The 19,892-nt window shown below is 69.5% G+C and carries 20 protein-coding genes and 1 tRNA gene; 9 read left to right on the plus strand and 12 right to left on the minus strand.

Features of this window, described 5'->3' with window-relative positions; genetic code table 11:
* Nucleotides 1-3: 3 nt before the first annotated feature.
* The 9 genes from BKY59_RS13235 to BKY59_RS13275 all read right to left on the minus strand — a co-directional run bounded on the left by BKY59_RS13235 (nt 4) and on the right by BKY59_RS13275 (nt 7,164).
* The gene (locus BKY59_RS13235) at nt 4-780 is read right to left on the minus strand and encodes an SDR family NAD(P)-dependent oxidoreductase (RefSeq protein ID WP_076072261.1); all 777 of its coding nucleotides are present in this window, start codon (nt 778-780) and stop codon (nt 4-6) included.
* 139 nt (nt 781-919) lie between these two features.
* Nucleotides 920-1,936, minus strand: a complete 1,017-nt coding sequence (locus tag BKY59_RS13240; protein WP_076072264.1) for a phosphotransferase family protein — start codon at nt 1,934-1,936, stop codon at nt 920-922.
* Between the two features lie 117 nt (nt 1,937-2,053).
* Nucleotides 2,054-3,298, minus strand: coding sequence for an acyl-CoA dehydrogenase family protein (locus tag BKY59_RS13245; RefSeq protein WP_076072267.1), 1,245 nt, complete (start codon nt 3,296-3,298; stop codon nt 2,054-2,056).
* A 248-nt stretch (nt 3,299-3,546) separates the two neighbouring features.
* Nucleotides 3,547-4,257: an ATP12 family chaperone protein gene (locus BKY59_RS13250; protein WP_076072269.1), complete on the minus strand. Its 711-nt coding sequence runs from the start codon at nt 4,255-4,257 to the stop codon at nt 3,547-3,549.
* A 10-nt stretch (nt 4,258-4,267) separates the two neighbouring features.
* Entirely contained in the window at nt 4,268-4,501 is a 234-nt protein-coding gene (locus tag BKY59_RS13255) for a hypothetical protein (protein ID WP_076072272.1), read from the minus strand.
* Nucleotides 4,498-5,169 carry an HAD-IA family hydrolase gene (locus BKY59_RS13260; protein WP_076072274.1) on the minus strand — a complete coding sequence of 224 codons (672 nt, stop codon included), beginning with the start codon at nt 5,167-5,169 and terminating at the stop codon, nt 4,498-4,500. Before BKY59_RS13260 ends, BKY59_RS13255 begins: the two co-directional genes overlap by 4 nt.
* A gap of 76 nt (nt 5,170-5,245) precedes the next feature.
* On the minus strand, nt 5,246-6,352 hold the full coding sequence (locus tag BKY59_RS13265; RefSeq protein WP_076072277.1) for an RluA family pseudouridine synthase: 1,107 nt from the start codon (nt 6,350-6,352) through the stop codon (nt 5,246-5,248).
* Nucleotides 6,349-6,723, minus strand: a complete 375-nt coding sequence (crcB, locus tag BKY59_RS13270; RefSeq protein WP_076072279.1) for a fluoride efflux transporter CrcB — start codon at nt 6,721-6,723, stop codon at nt 6,349-6,351. Before crcB ends, BKY59_RS13265 begins: the two co-directional genes overlap by 4 nt.
* 45 nt (nt 6,724-6,768) lie before the next feature.
* Nucleotides 6,769-7,164: an MAPEG family protein gene (locus BKY59_RS13275; RefSeq protein WP_076072282.1), complete on the minus strand. Its 396-nt coding sequence runs from the start codon at nt 7,162-7,164 to the stop codon at nt 6,769-6,771.
* 154 nt (nt 7,165-7,318) lie between these two features.
* Between BKY59_RS13275 and BKY59_RS13280 the strand changes: the two genes are divergently transcribed.
* From BKY59_RS13280 to BKY59_RS13290, 3 genes are all read left to right on the plus strand, one after another.
* Nucleotides 7,319-7,540 (plus strand): hypothetical protein, encoded by a 222-nt coding sequence (locus tag BKY59_RS13280; RefSeq protein ID WP_076072470.1) that lies wholly within the window; start codon nt 7,319-7,321, stop codon nt 7,538-7,540.
* 38 nt (nt 7,541-7,578) lie between these two features.
* On the plus strand, nt 7,579-8,448 hold the full coding sequence (gene rarD / locus BKY59_RS13285; RefSeq protein ID WP_276205521.1) for an EamA family transporter RarD: 870 nt from the start codon (nt 7,579-7,581) through the stop codon (nt 8,446-8,448).
* A 113-nt stretch (nt 8,449-8,561) separates the two neighbouring features.
* Nucleotides 8,562-8,638, plus strand: a tRNA-Pro gene (locus BKY59_RS13290).
* A 14-nt stretch (nt 8,639-8,652) separates the two neighbouring features.
* Here the strand turns inward: BKY59_RS13290 and BKY59_RS13295 are convergent.
* Nucleotides 8,653-9,780 carry a zinc-dependent alcohol dehydrogenase family protein gene (locus BKY59_RS13295; protein ID WP_338056544.1) on the minus strand — a complete coding sequence of 376 codons (1,128 nt, stop codon included), beginning with the start codon at nt 9,778-9,780 and terminating at the stop codon, nt 8,653-8,655.
* 81 nt (nt 9,781-9,861) lie between these two features.
* Here BKY59_RS13295 and BKY59_RS13300 point away from each other — a divergent pair, with 81 nt between their 5' ends.
* On the plus strand, nt 9,862-10,482 hold the full coding sequence (locus BKY59_RS13300) for a 5'-methylthioadenosine/S-adenosylhomocysteine nucleosidase (protein WP_076072476.1): 621 nt from the start codon (nt 9,862-9,864) through the stop codon (nt 10,480-10,482).
* A 54-nt stretch (nt 10,483-10,536) separates the two neighbouring features.
* Here the strand turns inward: BKY59_RS13300 and BKY59_RS13305 are convergent, their stop codons facing one another.
* Nucleotides 10,537-12,159: an NAD(P)/FAD-dependent oxidoreductase gene (locus BKY59_RS13305; RefSeq protein ID WP_076072285.1), complete on the minus strand. Its 1,623-nt coding sequence runs from the start codon at nt 12,157-12,159 to the stop codon at nt 10,537-10,539.
* A 108-nt stretch (nt 12,160-12,267) separates the two neighbouring features.
* Between BKY59_RS13305 and BKY59_RS13310 the strand changes: the two genes are divergently transcribed.
* The gene (locus tag BKY59_RS13310; protein WP_076072287.1) at nt 12,268-12,456 is read left to right on the plus strand and encodes a hypothetical protein; all 189 of its coding nucleotides are present in this window, start codon (nt 12,268-12,270) and stop codon (nt 12,454-12,456) included.
* Between the two features lie 185 nt (nt 12,457-12,641).
* Here the strand turns inward: BKY59_RS13310 and BKY59_RS13315 are convergent, their stop codons facing one another.
* Complete coding sequence (locus BKY59_RS13315; RefSeq protein WP_076072290.1) at nt 12,642-14,060, minus strand: DUF6880 family protein; 1,419 nt, start codon at nt 14,058-14,060, stop codon at nt 12,642-12,644.
* Nucleotides 14,061-14,510: 450 nt separating this feature from the next.
* Between BKY59_RS13315 and BKY59_RS13320 the strand changes: the two genes are divergently transcribed.
* The 4 genes from BKY59_RS13320 to BKY59_RS13335 all read left to right on the plus strand — a co-directional run bounded on the left by BKY59_RS13320 (nt 14,511) and on the right by BKY59_RS13335 (nt 19,595).
* Nucleotides 14,511-15,173: an extensin family protein gene (locus BKY59_RS13320; RefSeq protein ID WP_076072292.1), complete on the plus strand. Its 663-nt coding sequence runs from the start codon at nt 14,511-14,513 to the stop codon at nt 15,171-15,173.
* A gap of 50 nt (nt 15,174-15,223) precedes the next feature.
* On the plus strand, nt 15,224-16,087 hold the full coding sequence (locus BKY59_RS13325; protein ID WP_076072295.1) for an LOG family protein: 864 nt from the start codon (nt 15,224-15,226) through the stop codon (nt 16,085-16,087).
* Between the two features lie 183 nt (nt 16,088-16,270).
* Nucleotides 16,271-17,059 (plus strand): ImuA family protein, encoded by a 789-nt coding sequence (locus BKY59_RS13330; RefSeq protein WP_076072297.1) that lies wholly within the window; start codon nt 16,271-16,273, stop codon nt 17,057-17,059.
* A 925-nt stretch (nt 17,060-17,984) separates the two neighbouring features.
* Complete coding sequence (locus tag BKY59_RS13335; RefSeq protein ID WP_083672135.1) at nt 17,985-19,595, plus strand: Y-family DNA polymerase; 1,611 nt, start codon at nt 17,985-17,987, stop codon at nt 19,593-19,595.
* Nucleotides 19,596-19,892 lie beyond the last annotated feature (297 nt).

Genomic DNA, 19,892 nt, shown 5'->3' on the forward strand with positions numbered 1-19,892 from the left:
CGCTCACAGGCCGACGCCGATGGTGGAGCCGCCGTCGACGACGATCGTCTGGCCGGTCATGAAGGTGGAGGCGGGGCTGGCGAGGAACACCGCGGCCCCGGCGATCTCGTGCGGTTCGCCGATGCGGCGCATGGGGGTGGAGCGCGTGACGGCCTTCAGCGTGTCCGGGTTCTCCCACAGCGCACGGGCGAAATCGGTGCGGACGAGGCCCGGGGCGATGCAGTTCACCCGCACGCCGGCCGGGCCATATTCGGCGGCCAGGTTGCGCGCGAGCTGGAAGTCCGCGGCCTTCGACACGTTGTATGCGCCGATGACGGTGGAGGAGGTGAGCCCGCCGATCGAGGAGACGATGACGATCGACCCTTCCTTTCGCGCGACCATGCCGGGGGCGGCCATCGCGATCAGCCAGTGATTGGCGAGCACGTTGTTTTCGAAGATCTTGCGGAACTGGTCGTCCTCGATTTCTGCCATCGGGCCGTAATAGGGGTTGGACGCGGCGTTGCAGACCAGCACGTCGATCCGGCCAAAGTGGCGCTCGGTTTCGGTCACGAGGTTGCGGAGCGCGTCCTTGGACGAGAGCGAGGCGGCAATCGCTATGGCGGTGCCGTCGCCATGCGCGGCGTTCAGTTCGGCCGCGACGGTGTCGCAGATGTCCTGGTTGCGGCTGGAGATGACCACCTTTGCGCCCTGTTCGGCCATGGCGGTGGCGATCGCCTTGCCGATGCCACGCGAGGAGCCGGTGACGATGGCGACCTTGTCGGTCAGGTCGAAGAGGGACATGCGGTGCTCCGGGTTGCGGTGGTTTCAGGTGGCGCGGCGCGTGCCTTGAGGACAGCGCGAGGTTCTCGACTCCGCGTCTCGACTGCGCTCGACGCTCGCTCGAACCAAACGGGTTTTGCGTGGTTCGGAGCCGGGTGCGTCATGCACCGGCTTTCTGGGCGAAGGACCAGGCGGCGTCGGCGAGCGGCACGACCCGGGCGGCGGTTTCGGCGGCCTGCGCGCTGGAGGCGGTGCCGTCGGCGACGCGTTTTTTGATGCCCTGGACGATGCCGGTCAGGCGGAAGAGATTGTAGGCGAAATACCAGTCGAGGTCGGGCAGGCCGTCGCGGCCGGTCGCGGCGCAGTAGCGTGCGACGGCTTCATCGAGCGTCGGGATGCCGAGCGCGGGGAGGTCGAGCCCGAGCAGGCCCGAGCGCCCCTCCGGTTCGGTGACCCAGTTCATGAGCAGGTAGGAGACGTCGGCGAGCGGATCGCCGAGCGTGGAGAGTTCCCAGTCGAGCACGGCGATGACGCGCGGGGCGTCGGGCGCGTAGATGAGATTGTCGATCCGGTAGTCGCCGTGGACGATGGCGGTGCGGTCCTGCCGCGGCAGCGTGCGGGGCAACCAGTCGATCAGCCGTTCGACGCTGTCGATCCGGTCGGTTTCGGACGCGCGATACTGTTTCGTCCAGCGTGCGACCTGGCGTTCGAAATAGTTGCCGGGGCGGCCATAGTCGCCCAGCCCGACCGCGTCCGGATCGACCGCGTGGAGCGCGGCCAGCGTGTCGATCATCGCGTCGTAGGTGGCGCGGCGTTCGGCCGGCGCGAGGCCGGGAAGGCTGCCGTCCCAGTAGGTGCGGCCGGCGACGTGGCTCATGACGTAGAAGGTTGCGCCGATCACGCTGTCGTCGGTGCAGAGCGCGTGCGGGTGCGCGACGGGGAAGCCGGTGGGGGCGAGGGCGGCGATCAGGCGATGTTCGCGGTCGACCGCGTGGGCGGAGGGGAGCAGCGGGCCAAAGGGCTTGCGGCGCAGGACATAGTCGCCGGAGGCGGCGGCGATGCGGTAGGTCGGGTTGGACTGGCCGCCGGGGAATTTCTCGATTGTGAAGGGGCCGCGGAAGTCTTCGACATGGGTGTCGAGCCAGGGGGCGAGGCGGGTGGTGTCTGGGTCGGTCATTGCGCAGCGCCTGACGTCTGAGCGCTATCGCGATGATGTTCCGTACCGCCGCGTAGGCGGGGGTCTAGTTCGGAGCGTGGAGCTGGACCCCCGCCTTCGCGGGGGTACGGCGTGCGATCAGCGAACACGGTATTTGCCGAATTCGGCGCGGGCGATGGCGCGGTTGTGGACCTCGTCCGGGCCGTCGGCGAGGCGGAGGGTGCGGATGCCGGCATAGGCCTTGGCGAGGCCGTAGCCGCTGGTGACGCCGGCGCCGCCATGCGCCTGGATCGCGTCGTCGATGATGCGGAGCGCCATGCGGGGGGCGGCGACCTTGATCATCGCGATCTCGTTCTGCGCGACCTTGTTGCCGACCTTGTCCATCATGTCGGCCGCCTTGAGGCAGAGCAGCCGGCAGAGTTCGATATCGATCCGCGCCTCGGCGATCCGCTGTTCCCAGACCGACTGTTCGGCCAGCGTCTTGCCGAACGCGGTGCGGGTGAGCAGACGGCGCGTCATCTTTTCGAGCGCCTCCTCCGCCACGCCGATGGTGCGCATGCAATGGTGGATGCGGCCCGGCCCGAGGCGGCCCTGCGCGATTTCGAACCCACGGCCTTCGCCGAGCAGCATCGCGTCCTCCGCATTCACGCGGACGTCGTTGAGCTGAATTTCCATATGCCCGTGGGGCGCGTCGTCATAACCGAAGACGGGGAGGTGACGCAGGATCTCGACCCCAGGGGTGTCGAGCGGCATCAGGACCATCGACTGCTGCTGATGCCTGGCCGCACCGAAATCGGACTTGCCCATGACGATCGCGACCTTGCAGCGCGGATCGCCGGCGCCCGACGACCACCATTTGCGGCCGTTCAGCACATAGTCGTCGCCATCGCGGTCGATGCGCGTTTCGATGTTGGTGGCGTCGGACGAGGCGACGTCGGGTTCGGTCATGAGGAAGGCGGAGCGGATCTCCCCGCGCATCAGCGGGACCATCCAGCGCGTCTTCTGCGCCGCGGTGCCGTAACGGTGGAACACCTCCATGTTGCCGGTGTCGGGGGCGGAGCAGTTGAAGACCTCGGACGCCCATTCGAGATGGCCCATCTCCTCTGCGCACAGCGCATATTCGAGGTTGGTGAGGCCGGGGCCGTCGAACGCGACGCTGTCGTCGACCGGAACGCGCCCGGAGGAAGGCGGCATGAAGAGGTTCCAGAGGCCCTGGACGCGGGCCTTTTCCTTCAGATCCTCGATCACGGGGAGAACTTTCCAGCGATCGCCTTCCGCCTGTTGCGCATGATAGTCGGGGTCGCGTGGGCGGATCTCGGTCTCGATGAAGGCACGGACGCGGTCGCGCCAGTGCGTTTCCCGATCGTTCAGGGTGAAATCCATCCGGCATCCTCTCGGCGTCTTGTTCTTGACGTGAACGTAAACGTGAGGTGGGGGTGGCGTCCAGTGCCTTTAGTGCCTGGGTAGGTCGGCCGGGAAACCAGTGCCAGCTCCGTCCATGCCAAGCGCAGTCGAGCTACTTCCCCGAGCGCAGCCCAAGGGTGCTGTTGGCCGTCTCGGCTACGCTCGACGGGTCCCTCGACTTCGCTCGGGATGGACGGTTTTGTCGGAGGCATCGGCGCGCGGGAGCGTCAGTCCGGCGAAGGGCGTGACAGCATGAGGAACCGGGCGGCGGCCATGAAGTCGGCCTTGCGCAGGATGCGGGCTTCGGTTGCCAGTGCGTCTTCGCCCCAGCGTTCGGCCTGCCAGAGTTCATCGAGATGGGTGAGGTCGAACGCCGGGTCGGCATCGATATGGCGTTCGGCGACGGCGAGGGCGGCGAGGAGCGAGCCGCCGATGGTGGTGAGCGGCGACAGCGCGGCGAGCGCATGCGCGTCATGGGCGGCGACGGCGGCGCGCAACCGGGCGAGCGTTTCGGGCGGTTGCGCGACATGGACGATGCCCGTGGTGACGCGGAACGCGACGTCGTAGCGGGCGCGGCCCCAGGCAAGGAGCGGTTCCCAGGCCGCAGCCTGGCGCGCGACCAGCGTGTCGGGCGCGTCGGCGCGGTAACAGAGCAGGTCGGTTTCGGCGTAGGCGGCGATCTGGTTCACGAACAGGGCGCGGTCCGGCATGACCCGGTCGATCGCGGCATTGGACAGGCCGGTCATCGGCATGGTGCGCGGATCGACCTCGCCGTCCTGCGCGGCCCATTCGGCGGCGACCGCATCGGCAAGCGCCCGGGTAGGCAGGACCAGCGGCAGGCGCGCCGGCGTGCGGACCGGGCGCGCGTCCAGCGTGATGGCGTAGCCCTGCGCGGCGTCGGCGGCGGCGACCGCGACGTCGGTCCAGAAGCGTTTCACGGGTGCCGGATCATGCGCGCGGCGGGGTCCGCCACTGGCGGATCAGGTAGCGCGGCAGGAGCATCGATTCGGCCATGCCGAGCAGGAACAGCGGCAGGCCGACGGTCGCGTTGCCGCCGGCGTCGAGCAGGTCGCCCCACCAGATCCACATGCCGAACAGCATCATGACGACGCCCGATGCGCGCGCCGCGCTGATGATCGCGAAGCGCGTCATGGCGAGTTTATCGCTATCTTCGGGTGTCATGCGGTCTCCGGCGTCAGGGCGGCGAGCAGCGCCGGCAGGTCCCGCGCGTGCGTCGCGATATGGGTGGCACCGGCCGCGATCAACAGGTCGGTATGATGATAGCCCCAGCTGACCCCGATCGTCGCGACGCCGGCCGCGCGGCCCATCGCAATGTCATATCCGGTATCGCCGATCATCACCGTGTCGGCCGGCGACGCGCCGGCATCGGCCATGGCGCGGTCCAGCATCGACGGATGCGGTTTCGACGGATGGCGGTCCGCGGTCTGGAGCGTCACGAAATGATCGGTCAGGCCGTGATGCGCGAGGCAGAGCGCGAGGCCGCGGTCCGACTTGCCGGTGGCGACGCCCAGTTGCCAGCCGTCCGCCGCCAGCGTGTCGAGCGTGGCGCGGATGCCGTCGTAGAGCGGTTCGTGGATCTCGCCGCGCGCGCGCTGCGCATGGAAGGCGGCCTTGTACGCCTGCGCGATGCGGTGGTGCGCGGCGGCGTCGTGACGGGGCAGGAGGGCGGCGACCGCCTCGAAGATGCTGAGCCCGACGATGCCGAGCACGGTGGCGCGGGGCAGCGGCGGCAGACCCTCGGTTTCGAGCGCGGCCGTCATCGCGTTCACGATGTTGGACTGCGAATCGACGAGCGTGCCGTCGCAGTCGAATACCGCGAGGCGGGTCATCGGCAGGTTTCGCCCGTGTTCGCGCGGGTCCCTTCACCCTCCGCCAAGCGGGAGAGGAGCCCAGCCAAAGGACGCATCATGTGCGTTCGCCGCGTTCACTGCCACGGCCGCGGCGTTCGCCCTTGCGGTCCTTGCGGCGCGCCTTGGCGATGTTGAGTGCGGCGCGCTTCTTGCCCTCCAGCGTCTCGCTGAACTTCACTTCATCGAGCGGCAGGTCGGCGCGGAGCGGATCGAAGCCGAGCATCTCGACACTTTCGGCAAAATGGGTCGGCAGCGGCGCCGTGACGTCGAGCACGCCGCCGTCGGGCAGGTCGACCTTCAGCCGGCGGGCGTGGAGGTGCATCTTGCGGCTGATCCCGCCGGTCAGGAAACTGTCCTGTCCGCCATATTTGCCGTCGCCCACGATCGGGTGGCCGATCGCCGCCATATGGACACGCAACTGGTGCGTGCGGCCGGTGAAGGGTTGCAGTTCGATCCAGCAGGCGCGGTTGCCGGCCCGTTCGATGACGCGGTAGCGCGTGCGGGCGGGGCTGCCCTCCTTCATGTCGACATGCATCTTCTCGCCGCCGGTGCCGGGCTGTTTCCCGATCGGCAGTTCGATCATGCCGTCATAGACATCCGGCACGCCGGTCACGAGCGCCCAGTAGACCTTGCGCGCGGTGCGGCTGCTGAACGCCTTGGCGAAATGGCCGGCCGCGTTGGCGGAGCGCGCGACGAGCAGGACGCCCGACGTGTCCTTGTCGAGCCGGTGGACCAGTTTCGGCCGGCCTTCGGCATCGAACATCAGCGCGTCAAGCATGCCGTCGACATGCCGGTCCGTCTTGGTGCCGCCCTGCGTGGCGAGGCCGGGCGGCTTGTTGATGACGATGGCATGCTTGTCGCGGTGCAGGACCAGCGACTGCATCAGTTCGATGTCTTCGGGTGGAAGATCGGCGATGATGCGGGCGGGCTTGGGCTGCGTGGTCGGCGCCTCGGCGGGGGGGACGCGGATCGACTGGCCCGCCTCGACCCGGTCGCCCGGGCCGACGCGCTTGCCGTCGACGCGCAGCTGACCGGTGCGCGCCCAGCGCGACACGATGTTGAAGCTGGCGTCGGGCAGGTTGCGCTTGAACCAGCGATCCAGCCGGATGCCGTCGTCGTCCGGCTTTACCGTGAAAGTGCGGACGTCGTCCGACGCGCTCATGCCAGCAGCCGCGCGGCCTGGAGCCCGACGAACAGCGCGGCGAGCGCACCCAGCACCGACAGCAGCACGTAACCGGTCGCGGTGAGGACTTCGCCCCGTTGCAGCATCAGCGCCGTTTCCAGGCTGAACGCGGAAAAGGTGGTGAAGCCGCCCATGACCCCGACGCCGAGGAGCAGCCGTGCGGGTTCGCCCGCGACCCCGCGCGCCAGCACCCCGGCGAGCAGGCCCATGCAGGCCCCGCCGATCAGGTTGACCGCAAGCGTGCCGAAGGGGAAACCGGGACCGAACTGCGCAAGGGCGAGGCGACCGACGATATAGCGGAGGCCCGACCCGATCGCGCCGCCACCCATGACGAGGAGAAGAGAAGGCATGGCGTCCCTTAGCCGCTGAGCCGGCGGAACGCCACCTGCCGCGGATCAGCCGAACAACAGCGCCGCGACGACCAGCACGAAGCCGAGGAAGGACACGCCGAAGATGGCGGTCCGCAGCTTCGGGATGCCGGCGGCATAGACCGGCAGATAGGCGACCCGCGCCCAGAAATAGAGATGCGCGCCGACCTCCGTCTTCCACCCCAACCGCCCGGCGACGACCGCGCCGAGCAGCGCCACGGCGAACAGCGGGAAGGTTTCGAAGAAATTCGCCTGCGCACGTGCCAGCCGGCCGACCAGCGGGGCGGGTTCCGGCATCGCCGCGTCGCGCGCCCCCATGTTCCAGGCCACGCCATATTGTTTGGTACGGACATGGGCGGTCGCCAGGATGTGGACCGCGCCCAGCAGGACGGTCAGCGCGAGCAGCGTCAGTTCGATCGGCATGGTTGGATCCTCGGATCGGATGGGGTCGGCGGGTCAACGCATCGGCGACAGTTGCGACGCACGTCTCGCGTCTTGTCCGGAACCGCAGAGGTGTGTTGCCGGAACAGGACGCTTTTGTCTTGAAGCCGTTATCGATCGGTCGCATATCACCGGTATGCTCAACATCGCCTCGCTCGGCATCGGTGCCGTCACCTTCGTCCTCGCGCTGTTCGCGTTCATCCCGTTCCTGGGGTGGGCGAACTGGTTCCTGATCCCGATGGCGCTGGTCGGGCTGGTGCTGGGCGTCCTGTCGCGGTCGACCATGGGGCGGAACGTCAATATCTTCGTCCTGATCGTCTGCTTCGTCCGGCTGTCGCTGGGCGGCGGGATCTTCTGATCCCGGACACGGCCGGGCGGCAGGCGCGGATCGGTGCGCTGTGCGGTATCGGGGCGTATGTCGCCTGGGGGCTGCTGCCGCTTTTCCTGAAACTACTGGTGGGCGTGCCGCCGTTGCAGATTCTGGCGCACCGCGTGCTGTGGTCACTGCTGCTGCTGGCAGGGATCGTCACCCTGCTGCGCGGTTGGGGTGCGGTGCGGACCGCATGCCGATCGCGGCGCACGCTGCTGCTGCTCTGCGCCAGCGCGCTGCTAATCGCGGTGAACTGGCTCGTCTATATCTGGGCGGTGGTGCACGGCCATGTGATCGAGGCGAGCCTTGGCTATTTCATCAACCCGTTGCTGAACGTCGCGATCGGCGTGGCGGTGCTGGGCGAACGGTTGCGTCCGGTGCAGCTGGCGGCGGTTGCGATCGCGGCGGTGGGCGTGGCGGTGCTCGCGCTGTCGGGCACCGGCGCGCTGTGGATATCGATCCTGCTGGCAATCAGTTTCGGCATATACGGCCTGGTGCGCAAGGTGGTGGCGGTGGACGCGCTGGCTGGGTTGACGATCGAGACCGCGATTCTGGCCCCGATCGCGATCGGCGTGCTGACGCTGGCGGCGGCGGGGGGCACCGCCGCGTTCGGCACGTCGCCGCGCCTCGACCTGTTGCTGGTGACCGCGGGCGTGGTGACCGCTCTCCCGCTGCTGATGTTCGCCGCGGCGGCCCGGCGGATGCGCTATGCGACGCTGGGGCTGTTCCAGTATCTCGCGCCCAGCCTGCAGTTCGGCGAAGCGGTGTGGCTGTTCGGGGAACCGCTGCGCACCGTCCATCTGGTGACGTTCGGCTGTATCTGGACCGGTTGCGCGCTGTACGCGCTGGACACGGTACGGGCGTCGCGGGCGGGCCCCGCGGTTCCTGCCGAATAGGGCTTGCCGGAGGGCAGATTAGGGCTTGCCGCCGGCTGGGGCGTTCCGTATAGGCGCGCCTTGGCTCCGCCGATTGCGTCCTTCCCGGGACACCAAAACGATCGGCACTCCGTCGGGGGGTAGCTCAGCCTGGTAGAGCACTGCCTTCGGGAGGCAGGGGCCGGAGGTTCGAATCCTCTCTCCCCGACCATATTCTTCGATCCATCAGAACGTGATGACCTGTCGCACCGCCGCGCCTGCGCGGAGCCGGTCGAACCCCAGGTTGATCTGGTCGAGCGGCAGCGTGCCCGTGACCAGCCGATCGACGGGCAGGCGGCCGGCGCGGTACAGCGCGACGTAGCGCGGCAGATCGCGGGCGGGCACGCAGGTGCCGATATAGCTGCCCTTCAGCGTCCGTTCCTCCCCCACCAGTTGCACGACGGGCAGCGGCAGCGTGGCCGTGGCGGGAGGGAGCCCGGCGGTGACGGTGGTGCCGCCGCGGCGAGTGACCGCGAATGCGGTTTCGAGCGCGCGGATCGACCCGGCCATTTCGAACGCGACATCGACGCCGCCGCCGGTCAGCGCGCGGACCCGGGCCACGGCGTCGGGATCGCGCGCGTCGATCAGGTCGGTCGCGCCAAGTTCGGATGCCAGCGCCAGCTTGTCGGGTGCCAGGTCGATCGCGACGATGCGCGCGGCACCCGAGGCCGCCGCACCCAGCAGCGCGGCCAGCCCGACGCCGCCGAGCCCCACGACGGCGACGCTCTGCCCCGCGCGGACAGCGGCGGTGTTGACGACCGCGCCGACCCCTGTCAGCACCGCGCAGCCGAACAGCGCGGCGTCGGCCAGCGGCAGATCGGCATCGACCCGGACCAGCGAGCGGCGCGACACGACCGCATGATCGGCAAACGCCGAACAGCCCAGATGATGGTGGATCGGCCCGTGCCCGTCGTGCAGCCGGATGCCGCCGCCGAGCAGCGTGCCGTGGCCGTTGGCGGCGGCACCGGGTTCGCACAGCGCGGGGCGCCCTTCGGCGCAGGGTATGCAGTGGCCGCAGCTGGGCATGAAGACCATGACCACCGGATCGCCGATCGCAAGATCGTCGACCCCCGCGCCCAGCCCGGCGACGGTGCCGGCCGCCTCATGCCCCAGCGCCATCGGCACGGGGCGGGCGCGATCGCCGTTGATGACCGACAGGTCCGAATGGCACAGCCCCGCCGCGGCGATCCGCACCAGTACCTCGCCCGGGCCGGGTGGATCGAGGTCGATCGTCTCGATCGTCAGCGGCCGGCTGTCGACATAGGGCGGTGCCGCACCGGTGGCCCGCAGGATGGCTGCCCTGATCCTCATCATGCGTCCTCTCAATCTGTTTTGTCGGGACGTACCGTCGCCGGGCGCGCCAGGATAGGGCGATGATGACGGTTGGAGGAATCGATGGTCGTGGATGAGGTTGACGGGCGACGGGTGCTGTTCACGATGGCGGTGGAACAGGAATATGGGCCCGAACTGCGTCGGCGGATCCGGCCGTTGCTGACCGGCGTGGGGCCGATCGACGCGGCGCTGACGACGGGAACCGCGTTGCAGCGGCTGGCGGGGGCGGGGCAGTTGCCCGACCTGGTCGTGTCGCTGGGGTCGGCGGGGTCGCGGCGCTGCCCGCTCGGCACGGTGTGGCAGGTGTCGGGCGTGTCCTGGCGCGACATGGATGCGACCCGGCTGGGTTTTGCGCGCGGGGTGACGCCGTTTGCGGACCATGCGGCACTGGAGCCGTTGCCGACGCCGCTGGCGGGCGTACCGGGCGCGACGCTGTCGACCGGGTCGGACATCGTGTGGGGGGCGGGGTTCGACGCGGTGGACGCGGACATGGTCGATATGGAGACGTTCGCGGTGTGGCGCGCATGCCGGCGGTTCGCCGTGCCGATGATCGGCCTGCGCGGGATATCGGACGGGCCGGGGGAACTGGACGGCTTGGTCGGCTGGACCGCGCTGCTGGGGCATCTGGACCGCGAACTGGCGGTGGCGGTGGATGGGCTGGCTGGGGTTGTTGACCTGGTGTGATCGTAGGTTCCCCGGCTTCCGCCGGGGAACGGTCCATGTTGCTTGTTCCTGCGGTCAGCCGGCGTTGATGCCGAGTGCCACGGCCTCGGCCACCTTGATGCCGTCTATCGCCGCGGACAGGATGCCGCCGGCATAGCCGGCCCCTTCGCCGGCGGGAAACAGGTTGCGGGTGTTGAGGCTGTGGAAGTCCGGCCCGCGCGTGATGCGGACGGGCGAGGAGGTGCGCGTCTCGACCCCCGTCAGCATCGCATCCGGGTGGTCGTAGCCCGGGATCTGGCGGCCGAAGACGGGCAGCGCCTCGCGCATCGCGGCGACGGCATAGTCGGGCAGGCAATCGGCCAGGTCGGTCGGGTGGACGCCGGGGCGGTAGGACGGTTCGACGCTGCCGAACCCGGTGGACGGGCGGGCGGCGAGGAAATCGCCCAGCGTCTGGCCGGGGGCGGCATAGTTCGACCCGCCGGCGACGAAGGCGCGCCGTTCCCAGTGGCGTTGCAGGGCGATGCCGGCGAGCGGCGATCCGGGGAAGTCGCGGGCCGGGTCGATGCCCACCACGATGCCGGAATTGGCGTTGCGTTCCGCGCGCGAATATTGGCTCATGCCGTTGGTGGCGACATGGCCGGGTTCCGACGTCGCGGCGACGACGGTGCCGCCGGGACACATGCAGAAGCTGTAGACCGTGCGCCCGTTCTGGCAGTGATGCGACAGGCTGTAGGCGGCGGCGCCAAGGTCCGGATGGCCGGCGCAGGCGCCGAAGCGGGCGCGGTCGATCCAGCCCTGCGGATGTTCGATCCGGACGCCGATCGAGAAGGGCTTCGCCTCGACATGCACGCCGCGGTCGTGGAGCATGTGGAACGTGTCGCGCGCGCTGTGCCCGACCGCGAGCACGACGTGGGAGGCGGCGAGGTAGCCGCCGTCGGCCAGGTGCAGCCCGCGGATCGTGCGGGTGCCGTCGGTGGCTTCATCGACGTCGAGATCGTCGACGCGCGTGCCGAAGCGATATTCGCCCCCGAGCGATTCGATCGTGGCGCGCATATGTTCGACCATCGTGACGAGCCGGAACGTGCCGATATGAGGGTGCGCCTCGGTCAGGATTTCGGGCGGGGCGCCGGCCGTGACGAATTCGGTCAGGACCTTTCGGCCGAGATGGCGCGGATCCTTGATCTGGCTCCAGAGCTTGCCGTCGGAAAAGGTGCCGGCCCCGCCCTCGCCGAACTGGACGTTCGATTCGGGTTCCAGCACGCCGCGTCGCCACAGGCCCCAGGTGTCCTTGGTCCGTTCGCGCACCACTTTCCCGCGATCGAGGATGATCGGGCAGTAGCCCATTTGCGCCAGGATCAGGCCCGCGAACAGCCCGCAGGGGCCGGCGCCGATCACGACGGGGCGCGGCGTGGCGCCGCCGGATGCGGCCTGCGCGACGAAGCGGTAGCCGGTGTCCGGCGTGCGGCGGACATGCGGGTCGCCCGCAAACCGGGCGAGGATCGCGTCCTCGTCCGTGCCCGTGACGTCGACCGAATAGACCAGCAGGATCGCGGTGCGGCGACGCGCATCGTTGGCGCGGCGGGCGACCGCGATATCGATCGGCACGTCGTCCGCGATGCCCAGCCGGGTGCGGACGGCGGCGGCCAGCGCCTCCGGTGGATGATCGAGCGGCAGTTTGATGTCGGACAGGCGAAGCATGGCGCTGCCTTAGCGGGCCGGAGCCCGCGGGTAAAATCGCGGTTGTCCGCGCAAGCGGGCCTTTTCCGGGTCGCGGACCGTTCGGGTGGGCAGACAAGGGAGCAGACCATGGCCGAACGCGAAGAACCGCCCACCCCCGACAACAAGACGCCGCGCGCGGTGCGACCGTGGATCATCGCATTCGCGGTGTTCGTGATCGTGGCGGCAGGATCGATCCTGTACGTGTTCAGCACGCGGTTCGGGCAGACCGCGACGCCGGGTGCGGCGCCCGTGGGGGGCAGCAAGCCCAGTTCGTGACAGCTGTGGCGCCCAGCCAATCGTCATCCCGGCGGAGCCGAGATCTTGTTCCGGCTTGCGGTCTGGTCTGACCGGAGGGAAATTCCGGCCTTCGCCGGGATGACGTCCTGGTCGGGAAGAGCAGAAAGCTTGCTCTCAATCCGCTCGCGCAGGGGCGGGGAAGGGCTCTTTGGTCGGGATCTGCCCTAAACGGCGGCGGCTTGCCAGAAGGCGGTCTTGCGTTCGTGGGTGCGGTGGAGCGTGGCGGCGTAGGTGGCGTGGTCGGGTAGCGCGCCATAGTCCGCGATGCGCGTGTCGGCGGCGGCGCATTCGCGCAGGTGGCGGCCGGCATGGGCGTAGCGCGCGGCGCGCGCGGTGCGGAGCGTGAAGTCGATCATCGTGCGGCGGAGCAGCGTGGCAGCCAGCGGATGCGCGCCGTCGAGCAGGTCGGCGGCGTCGGCCAGCACCTCGTACCGGTCGCCGTCGAAATGTTTCGGGCGGGCCAGCACCATGCGTGCGGCACGGTCGTAGGCGGGCCAGGCGGTCAGGAAGGCGAGTGCGGCATGGGCGTCTGGATAGGACTCGACCAGCGCCAGTGCGCGCTGCTCTGCCTCGAAATCGTCGAAGTCGGGCAGCCGGCGGAGATGGTCGCGCAGATGCCCGGCGTGGAGCACGGCGGTGAACCGGTCCCAGCGGAACGCCTGCGCCTCCGCATGCCGGCCGAGCGCCTCCAATATGTCGAGCCGGACGCTGTCATGTTCGGGCGGGACATAGGCCAGCCGGCTGGTGTCCGCCGCGTCGATCGCCGCCATTGCCGCCTCCGCCCGCCCGGCCGCCAGCAGGCGACGCGCGATGGCGGTGGCGACCAGCGGTTGCCGGCGGGTGCGTTCGGGTTGCTGCGCGATATAGGCGTCGACGTTGCCGGTGGCATCCGCGATCCGTTCGCCCACGATCCGCGCGACCGCGGCGCGGCGGGTGGCGACGCGCGCAATGCCGGTGGCGCCGATGCCCGGCGGCATGTCGCGATCATCGGCGACCGGGGTGGCGACGGCCCAGGCGGCGATGGCGGCGTTCAGGCGGATCAGTCCGTCCGCACCCAGGCGGGGGGCAAGGGCCGCGACCAGCCCGTCATACTGGCCACGTGTCGGTCCGGTGAGCGCATCGAACATGCGGTCGGCCAGCTTGTCCGGGGGCACGTCGGCGGCCTGTGCCAGCCGGCCGAGATCGGCGACGGCGGCGTGGAACAGATCGAGCAGCCGGCCGGCGCTGTCGTCGGTGCGATCGAACAGCCGGTCGGCCAGTTTGAGAAATTCCCATAGCAGGTCGTGCGCGGCGACCGGATCGGCGGTGGCGAGCGGCCCGGCGATCGCGGCATGTTGCGTGGCGAGATCGGCGATCAGCGCGCGAAGCTGACGCCAGTCGAGGTTGGACCGCGCGCGGCCGATGGTGGCGATCCGCTTGCGCACCTGGTTCGCGATCTCGCCAGGGCCGGTGGCGTCGGCCAGCGCGAGCCGCAGCCGGCGCTTGATCGCGCCATGCCCGTTCGCGACCTCGATCAGCAGTTCGGCGAGGGCAGGCGCGCCGAGCCGTTCGAGGTTGCGCGCGTTGAGGGTGGAGGTGGCCATGCCTGTTCAACTGACGCGGAACGGGGGCGGGTGCAAGTTGAGGGTGGTGGCGGGGCGGGTGGTGTTGTGTCGATGCTGTCGGAGCGCGATCACGGGTTGGTTGATCGCTATCTTCGGCCCTGCGTCATCCCGGACTTGGTCCGGGATCCAGAGCTAGAAAAGCTGCGCCCGATGAAGTTTCGTCGTGGCTGTGGCCTCGGCCTTGCGATCGGGAGCGCGTGATGGAGAAGAGGTTCGCATTCCTCCCGTCCTGCCGTTTGTCCCGAGTAGGGGCTGAGCGACGCCGAAGACCCGTATCGAAGGATGGGTCCCGCGTTGCATGCATCTGCTTCGATACGCGCCGTTGGCGCTACTCGGTCGCTACTCGGCACGAACGCGAAACGGGATGTCGCGATACGTGGATGTCGGACGTATCGACGCGTTGAAGTATCGGCGTGAGACAGGCACCCAATGCCGATGCGCATATGGCCGATCCTGTCTCTGCTGGTGCTGGCCGGCTGTATCCCTGCGGGGCGCGGGTCGGAGCGGCGGGCGCCGGTGCGGCGGCCGGTTGCTCAGGCCGCATCCACTCTTTCCGACGCAGCCCTGCGGCAATGCCAGGCCGACCTGCGTCGCGCTGGGGTCTCTTTCCAGGCGTTGCCGGACCGCAGTTTCGGCGGCGGGTGCGATGCGACCGCGGCGGTCAAGCTGGTCGCGATCGGGACGCCGGTGACCAATTTGGGGGCGATGCGGTGTCCGCTGGCGCTCGCGTTCAGCCGATGGGTCGCCCAGGTGGCGCAGGTGGAGGCAGAGCGGACGTTCGGCCAGCCGCTGCGCCGGATCGAGAGTTTCGGCACCTATGCCTGTCGCCCGGTGAACGGGCAGGCGGGCGGCCGATTGTCCGAACATGGCCATGCCAATGCGGTCGATATCGCCGCGTTCGTGCTGGCGGACGGGACCCGCTTTACCGTCAAGGACGGCTGGGGTGGGGTGGACGACCGCGTGCGGCGCTATCTGCGTGCGGTGCACGATGCCGGGTGCCGGCGGTTCGGCGTCGTGCTGGGTCCGGACGCGAACGCGTACCACCGCGACCATTTCCATTTCGATATGGCGAGCGGAGGCTATTGCCGCTAGAAGGACCCGCTTTCGCGCGGGGTCCGCCCTGCGGCCGAGCAGGAATCCGCATGACCGATCGCCACATTCCCAAGCGCGTCTTTTCCCCCGCCCGCGAAGAGGCGGAGGTCGCATCCAAGCAGATATCTACGCCGCAGACGTCCGATCCGGCCTATCGGCTGGCATTTCAGGACACCGATTTCCTGCTGCGTGAGGACCTGCGGTCGGTGCGGTTCCAGCTGGAACTGCTGAAGCCCGAGCTGCTGCTGAACGAGGCGGGGATCGGATCGACATTCGTGTTCTACGGATCGGCGCGCATCCCGGAACCGTCGAAGGCGGCAGCGCTGGTCGAGGCGGCCGGCGACGGGCCACGCGCGAAGGTGGCGGCACGGCTGGCCGAGAAATCGAAATATTATGACGAGGCGCGCAAGCTGGCCGCGCTGGCCAGCGGCACTGCGCCTTCGGACGACGGCAAGCGCCAGTTCGTGGTGTGTTCGGGCGGCGGCCCGTCGATCATGGAAGCCGCCAATCGCGGCGCGGACGATGTCGGCGCCGAGTCGATCGGACTGAACATCGTGCTGCCGTTCGAACAGGCGCCCAACCCCTATGTGACCCCGAAACTGTCGTTCCAGTTTCACTATTTCGCGCTGCGCAAGATGCATTTCCTGCTGCGTGCGCGGGCGGTGGCGGTGTTCCCGGGTGGGTTCGGCACCTTTGACGAGACGTTCGAGCTGCTGACGCTGATCCAGACGGGCAAGGTCACGCCGGTGCCAATCCTGTTCTACGGCCGCGATTTCTGGACGCGGGTGATCGATTTCGACGCCCTGGTCGAAGAGGGCGTGATCGGCGCGCAGGATCTGGAGCTGTTCCGCTTCGTCGAGACGGCTGAAGAAGGCTGGGCCGCGGTGCAGGATTACTGGGCCTCGCGCGGGTAGTTTAGCCCTTACGGATCGGGTGTTGTTCGTACCCCGGCGCAGGCGGGGCCTAGGTGGAATCGCTTCACCTGGGCTCGGCCTGCGCCGGGGTACGGTCGTTTTGTGCCGGAACGGAACGCCAGCGCCGGTTGACGACGGGAGATAATTGAGAGAACATAAAGGGAACAAACGAGTCGTGTTCCCATGTCCAATATTGCCCGAACCGAAAGACTGGATGCGCTGCGCGACAGCGTGCGCGCGATCGAGCGTGGGGGGGCGGGGGCCGAACGACCGCCCGTGCTGCCGTTCGGCGTGGCCGGAATCGACGAGCGGCTGGCCGATGGCGGGATTGCCGGTGCCGCGTTGCACGAGGCGGCGGGAGCGGACGCCGGGATGGGCGCGGATGCCGCCGCGACGCTGTTCCTGGCCGGGATCGCGGCGCGGCTGACGGGGCAGGTGCTGTGGGTGCTGAGCCGGCGCGACCTGTTCGCGCCCGGCCTGCAACAGGCGGGGCTGCCGCCCGACCGGGTGATCTATGCCGAGACGGGGCAGGACGCCGACACGCTGGCGGTGATGGAGGAGGGGTTGCGCCACGGATCGCTGGCCGCGGTGATCGGCGAGGTGGGCCGGGCCGGGCTGACCGCGACGCGCCGGTTGCAGCTGGCGGCGGAGGCAGGCGGCACGACCGCGCTGCTGCTGCGTCGTTGGAAACGGTCCGGCGCCGACCCGCTGGCCGAACCGTCGGCGGCGGCGACCCGCTGGAAACTGGCCCCCGCGCCGTCCGCACCGCTGCCGGTGGCGGGGATCGGCCGGGCGCGCTGGCAGCTCTCGCTCGTCCGCCAGCGTGGCGGCGATATCTTCGACTGGACGGTGGAGGCCAATGATGCAGCGGGTCGTCTCGCTCTACCTGCCGGAATTCGCGATCGAGCGGGTGCGGCGGATCGATCTGCGGACCGGGGGGCAGGCCGGGCAGGTAGGCGTGTCGCCGCCTGAAGCAGCCACCTTGCCGCCCGCCGAGCCGCGCGGGGAAGGCTGGCGCCCCGGCGCACGCTGGGCCCGCAACAGCGGCGACCGGGTGCGCGACAAGCAGGCGGTGGTCGACGCGATCGCCACGCTGCCCGCGCACCAGCGCCCGCCGATGCGGGAACTGGGCCGCCGCTCCGAAGCTGCGCCGATGCCGTTCCGTGCGATGCCGCGCGACGAGGCGGGGGGGCTGCGCTGTTCGACTATGTTCGGGGCGGACGTTCCGGTGTTGCAGGCGTCACCGCGTGGAATGGCCGTATCTGGTGGCGCACGCGCCGGCCCGGCCCCTACCGTCGTGACAATGGATCCCAGCGTCCGCCGGGATGACGGGGAAAAGGGTAGCGACCCTTCTGCTGGCATCGACGATGTTCGGGAGCGGGTAGCGCTTTCTAGGCACCGGCATCCCGAACCCGATCCGAAATCCAGGGACGCGGGGGGCAGCGTTTGTGGCTCTGGATCCCGGATCAAGTCCGGGATGACGGTGGCGGGGGGTGGCGCCTCGCCTTCGTCATCCCGGCGTCCGCCGGGATCCATTATCACTCCGGTGGAAGCTGTATCCAACGTCGTAACGATGGGTACTCATGCCTGCGGAATTGGCAGTCCGTCTGCGAAGACCGCTTGTGATTTGAAGCAGATGACGGGGAGCGGAACGGGTGTTCCGGCATTGCAGGCGCCCTCGTATGGAATGGCTGTATCTGGTGTCGCACGCGCCGGCCTGACCTCCACCGCAGTAATAATGGATCCCAGCGTCCGCCGGGATGACGGGGGAGAGGGGGGCGGTCCTTCTGCTGGCTGTGCTCGGGGGCGGGTAACGCCTCTCCCAGATCGTCATCCCGGACTTGAGCCAGAATCCAGGGACGCTGGAGACAGTTTTTATGGCTCCGGGTCCGGGATCATGGATGCCCGTATCCGCGGGAAGGACGGGCGCGGGGTAACCGCCGTTGTCGCGCGGCCCGGTTATGACCGTGAAGGGGCGTTCTGGCAGACGGGGCGCGAACTGGGCGGTATCGTGAAACGTGTCGTGGATCGATCGTCCGGCATCGCCGCAGCAGCAGCCCGAACTTCCGATGTGGCCATCCCGCTCATCCTGACCGTGCGGGATGGCACGCGCGTGGTGGTGGGGCATGCGTGTCCGGCGGCGCGGGCGCTGGGCATCCGGGTGGGGATGGCGACGACGATGGCGCGCGCGATGGTGCCCGCGCTGGACGTGCGCGATGCCGATCCGGGCGGCGTGGCGGCCGACCTGCACCGGCTGGCGCTGTTCGCGCTCCGCCGCTGGACGCCGGGCGTGGCGGTGTCGGATGCGGACGGATTGTGGATCGACCTGTCGGGTGTCGCGCATCTGCACGGGGGGGAGGCGCGGTTCTGCCGGCGGGTGCTGCGCTTCTGCGCGCGGCTGGGCTTTACCGCGCGGATCGCGGTGGCGGGCACGGCGGGGGCGGCGCATGCGCTGACGCGGTTCGGCGGGCATGCCGCGCCGATGCTGGAAAGCGGGGCGGAGGCCGAGGCGCTGGCCCCGCTGCCGATCGACGCGCTCAGGATCGATCCTGCCGCCGCCGACCGGTTGCGGCGGCTGGGCGTGGAGACGGTGGGCGACCTGATCGCGATGCCGCGCGCGCCGCTGAACCGGCGGTTCGGGGCGACCGTGCTGCGCCGGCTGGACCAGGCGCTGGGCCGCGTGGCGGAACCGATCGTGCCGGTGGTGGCGCAGGCGGTGCCGTTCGCACGGTTGCGGCTGGTGGAGCCGATCGCGACGGCGGACGCGATCGCGCAGGTGATCGGCGACCTGCTGGCGTTGCTGGTGGTGGAACTGGCGGCGCGGGGGCTGGGCGCACGACGGCTGGAACTGCGGTGTGAGCGGGTCGACGGGCAGGCGCAAATGGTGCGCGCCGGCACCGCGCGGCCGAACCGCGACGCCGCGCATCTGGCGCGACTGCTGGTGCCGAAGATCGAGACGATCGACCCCGGTTTCGGCATCGACGCGATGACGATCCGCGCGGTGGCGAGCGAACCGCTGGGCGCGACGGCGATCACGACGATCGGTGAGGATGCCGCGCCGGACCTGACGATCCTGGTCGACCTGGTGGCCGGGCGGGTGGGCACGCATCGGCTGTTCCGGATCGGGGCGGTGGAAAGCGACGTTCCGGAACGTGCGCATGCCCGCGCCGCGCCGCTGTCCCCGCCGGCGGCCTGGCCTGCCGCATGGCCGCGCCCGGTGCGGTTGCTCGATCCGCCGCAGCGGCTGGATCATGTGACTGCGCTGCTGCCCGACCATGCGCCGCGCCGGTTCAGTTGCCGCGGCCATGTTCATGACGTCGCGCATGGCGACGGCCCGGAACGGATCTATGGCGAATGGTGGCGGCGCGCGGGCGAAGCGGACGCGGTGCGTGACTATTTCCAGGTCGAGGACGCGAGCGGCGCCCGCTACTGGATTTTCCGCCGCGGCGACGGGGTGGACGGCCGCACCGGCGACATGAGCTGGCACATGCACGGGGTGTTCGCGTGAGGGCGGCGGCGGGCGGATGTTTTTGCTCACCCGCGAGGACGGGTTGGACGCACGGGCCTGTCGGGCATCGGAGCCCGACGGGTGCGTCGGGACGGCATTCGCTATCGACGCGTCCGGTGAAAGGGCTCTCATCCGCCATCCCGGAGCGGGTCCGGGAACCAGAGTTTCGCGCACCGCACCTGCGTCCCTGGATCCTGGATCAGGTCCGGGATGACGTGGGGGGTTGGGGCGCGGACCTGTTTCGGCTTCGGGCGGGGTGGATCGGATCTGTCCACATGTCGCGGTTCGGTTGGTGTC

The sequence above is a fragment of the Sphingomonas montana genome (genome assembly GCF_001956315.1).
GTDB lineage: Bacteria > Pseudomonadota > Alphaproteobacteria > Sphingomonadales > Sphingomonadaceae > Sphingomonas_R > Sphingomonas_R montana.

What these genes read in the sequence shown, in the direction of transcription:
- BKY59_RS13325 (WP_076072295.1), top strand. Translation starts at nt 15,224, where the DNA reads ATGACCGATCGCCACATTCCCAAGCGCGTCTTTTCCCCCGCCCGCGAA.
- BKY59_RS13315 (WP_076072290.1), bottom strand. Translation starts at nt 14,060, where the DNA reads ATGGCCACCTCCACCCTCAACGCGCGCAACCTCGAACGGCTCGGCGCG.
- BKY59_RS13320 (WP_076072292.1), top strand. Translation starts at nt 14,511, where the DNA reads ATGCCGATGCGCATATGGCCGATCCTGTCTCTGCTGGTGCTGGCCGGC.
- BKY59_RS13300 (WP_076072476.1), top strand. Translation starts at nt 9,862, where the DNA reads ATGGTCGTGGATGAGGTTGACGGGCGACGGGTGCTGTTCACGATGGCG.
- BKY59_RS13245 (WP_076072267.1), bottom strand. Translation starts at nt 3,298, where the DNA reads ATGGATTTCACCCTGAACGATCGGGAAACGCACTGGCGCGACCGCGTC.
- BKY59_RS13330 (WP_076072297.1), top strand. Translation starts at nt 16,271, where the DNA reads ATGTCCAATATTGCCCGAACCGAAAGACTGGATGCGCTGCGCGACAGC.
- BKY59_RS13235 (WP_076072261.1), bottom strand. Translation starts at nt 780, where the DNA reads ATGTCCCTCTTCGACCTGACCGACAAGGTCGCCATCGTCACCGGCTCC.
- BKY59_RS13265 (WP_076072277.1), bottom strand. Translation starts at nt 6,352, where the DNA reads ATGAGCGCGTCGGACGACGTCCGCACTTTCACGGTAAAGCCGGACGAC.
- BKY59_RS13305 (WP_076072285.1), bottom strand. Translation starts at nt 12,159, where the DNA reads ATGCTTCGCCTGTCCGACATCAAACTGCCGCTCGATCATCCACCGGAG.
- BKY59_RS13275 (WP_076072282.1), bottom strand. Translation starts at nt 7,164, where the DNA reads ATGCCGATCGAACTGACGCTGCTCGCGCTGACCGTCCTGCTGGGCGCG.
- BKY59_RS13240 (WP_076072264.1), bottom strand. Translation starts at nt 1,936, where the DNA reads ATGACCGACCCAGACACCACCCGCCTCGCCCCCTGGCTCGACACCCAT.
- crcB (WP_076072279.1), bottom strand. Translation starts at nt 6,723, where the DNA reads ATGCCTTCTCTTCTCCTCGTCATGGGTGGCGGCGCGATCGGGTCGGGC.
- BKY59_RS13260 (WP_076072274.1), bottom strand. Translation starts at nt 5,169, where the DNA reads ATGACCCGCCTCGCGGTATTCGACTGCGACGGCACGCTCGTCGATTCG.
- BKY59_RS13280 (WP_076072470.1), top strand. Translation starts at nt 7,319, where the DNA reads ATGCTCAACATCGCCTCGCTCGGCATCGGTGCCGTCACCTTCGTCCTC.
- BKY59_RS13310 (WP_076072287.1), top strand. Translation starts at nt 12,268, where the DNA reads ATGGCCGAACGCGAAGAACCGCCCACCCCCGACAACAAGACGCCGCGC.
- BKY59_RS13335 (WP_083672135.1), top strand. Translation starts at nt 17,985, where the DNA reads ATGGATGCCCGTATCCGCGGGAAGGACGGGCGCGGGGTAACCGCCGTT.
- BKY59_RS13255 (WP_076072272.1), bottom strand. Translation starts at nt 4,501, where the DNA reads ATGACACCCGAAGATAGCGATAAACTCGCCATGACGCGCTTCGCGATC.
- BKY59_RS13295 (WP_338056544.1), bottom strand. Translation starts at nt 9,780, where the DNA reads ATGATGAGGATCAGGGCAGCCATCCTGCGGGCCACCGGTGCGGCACCG.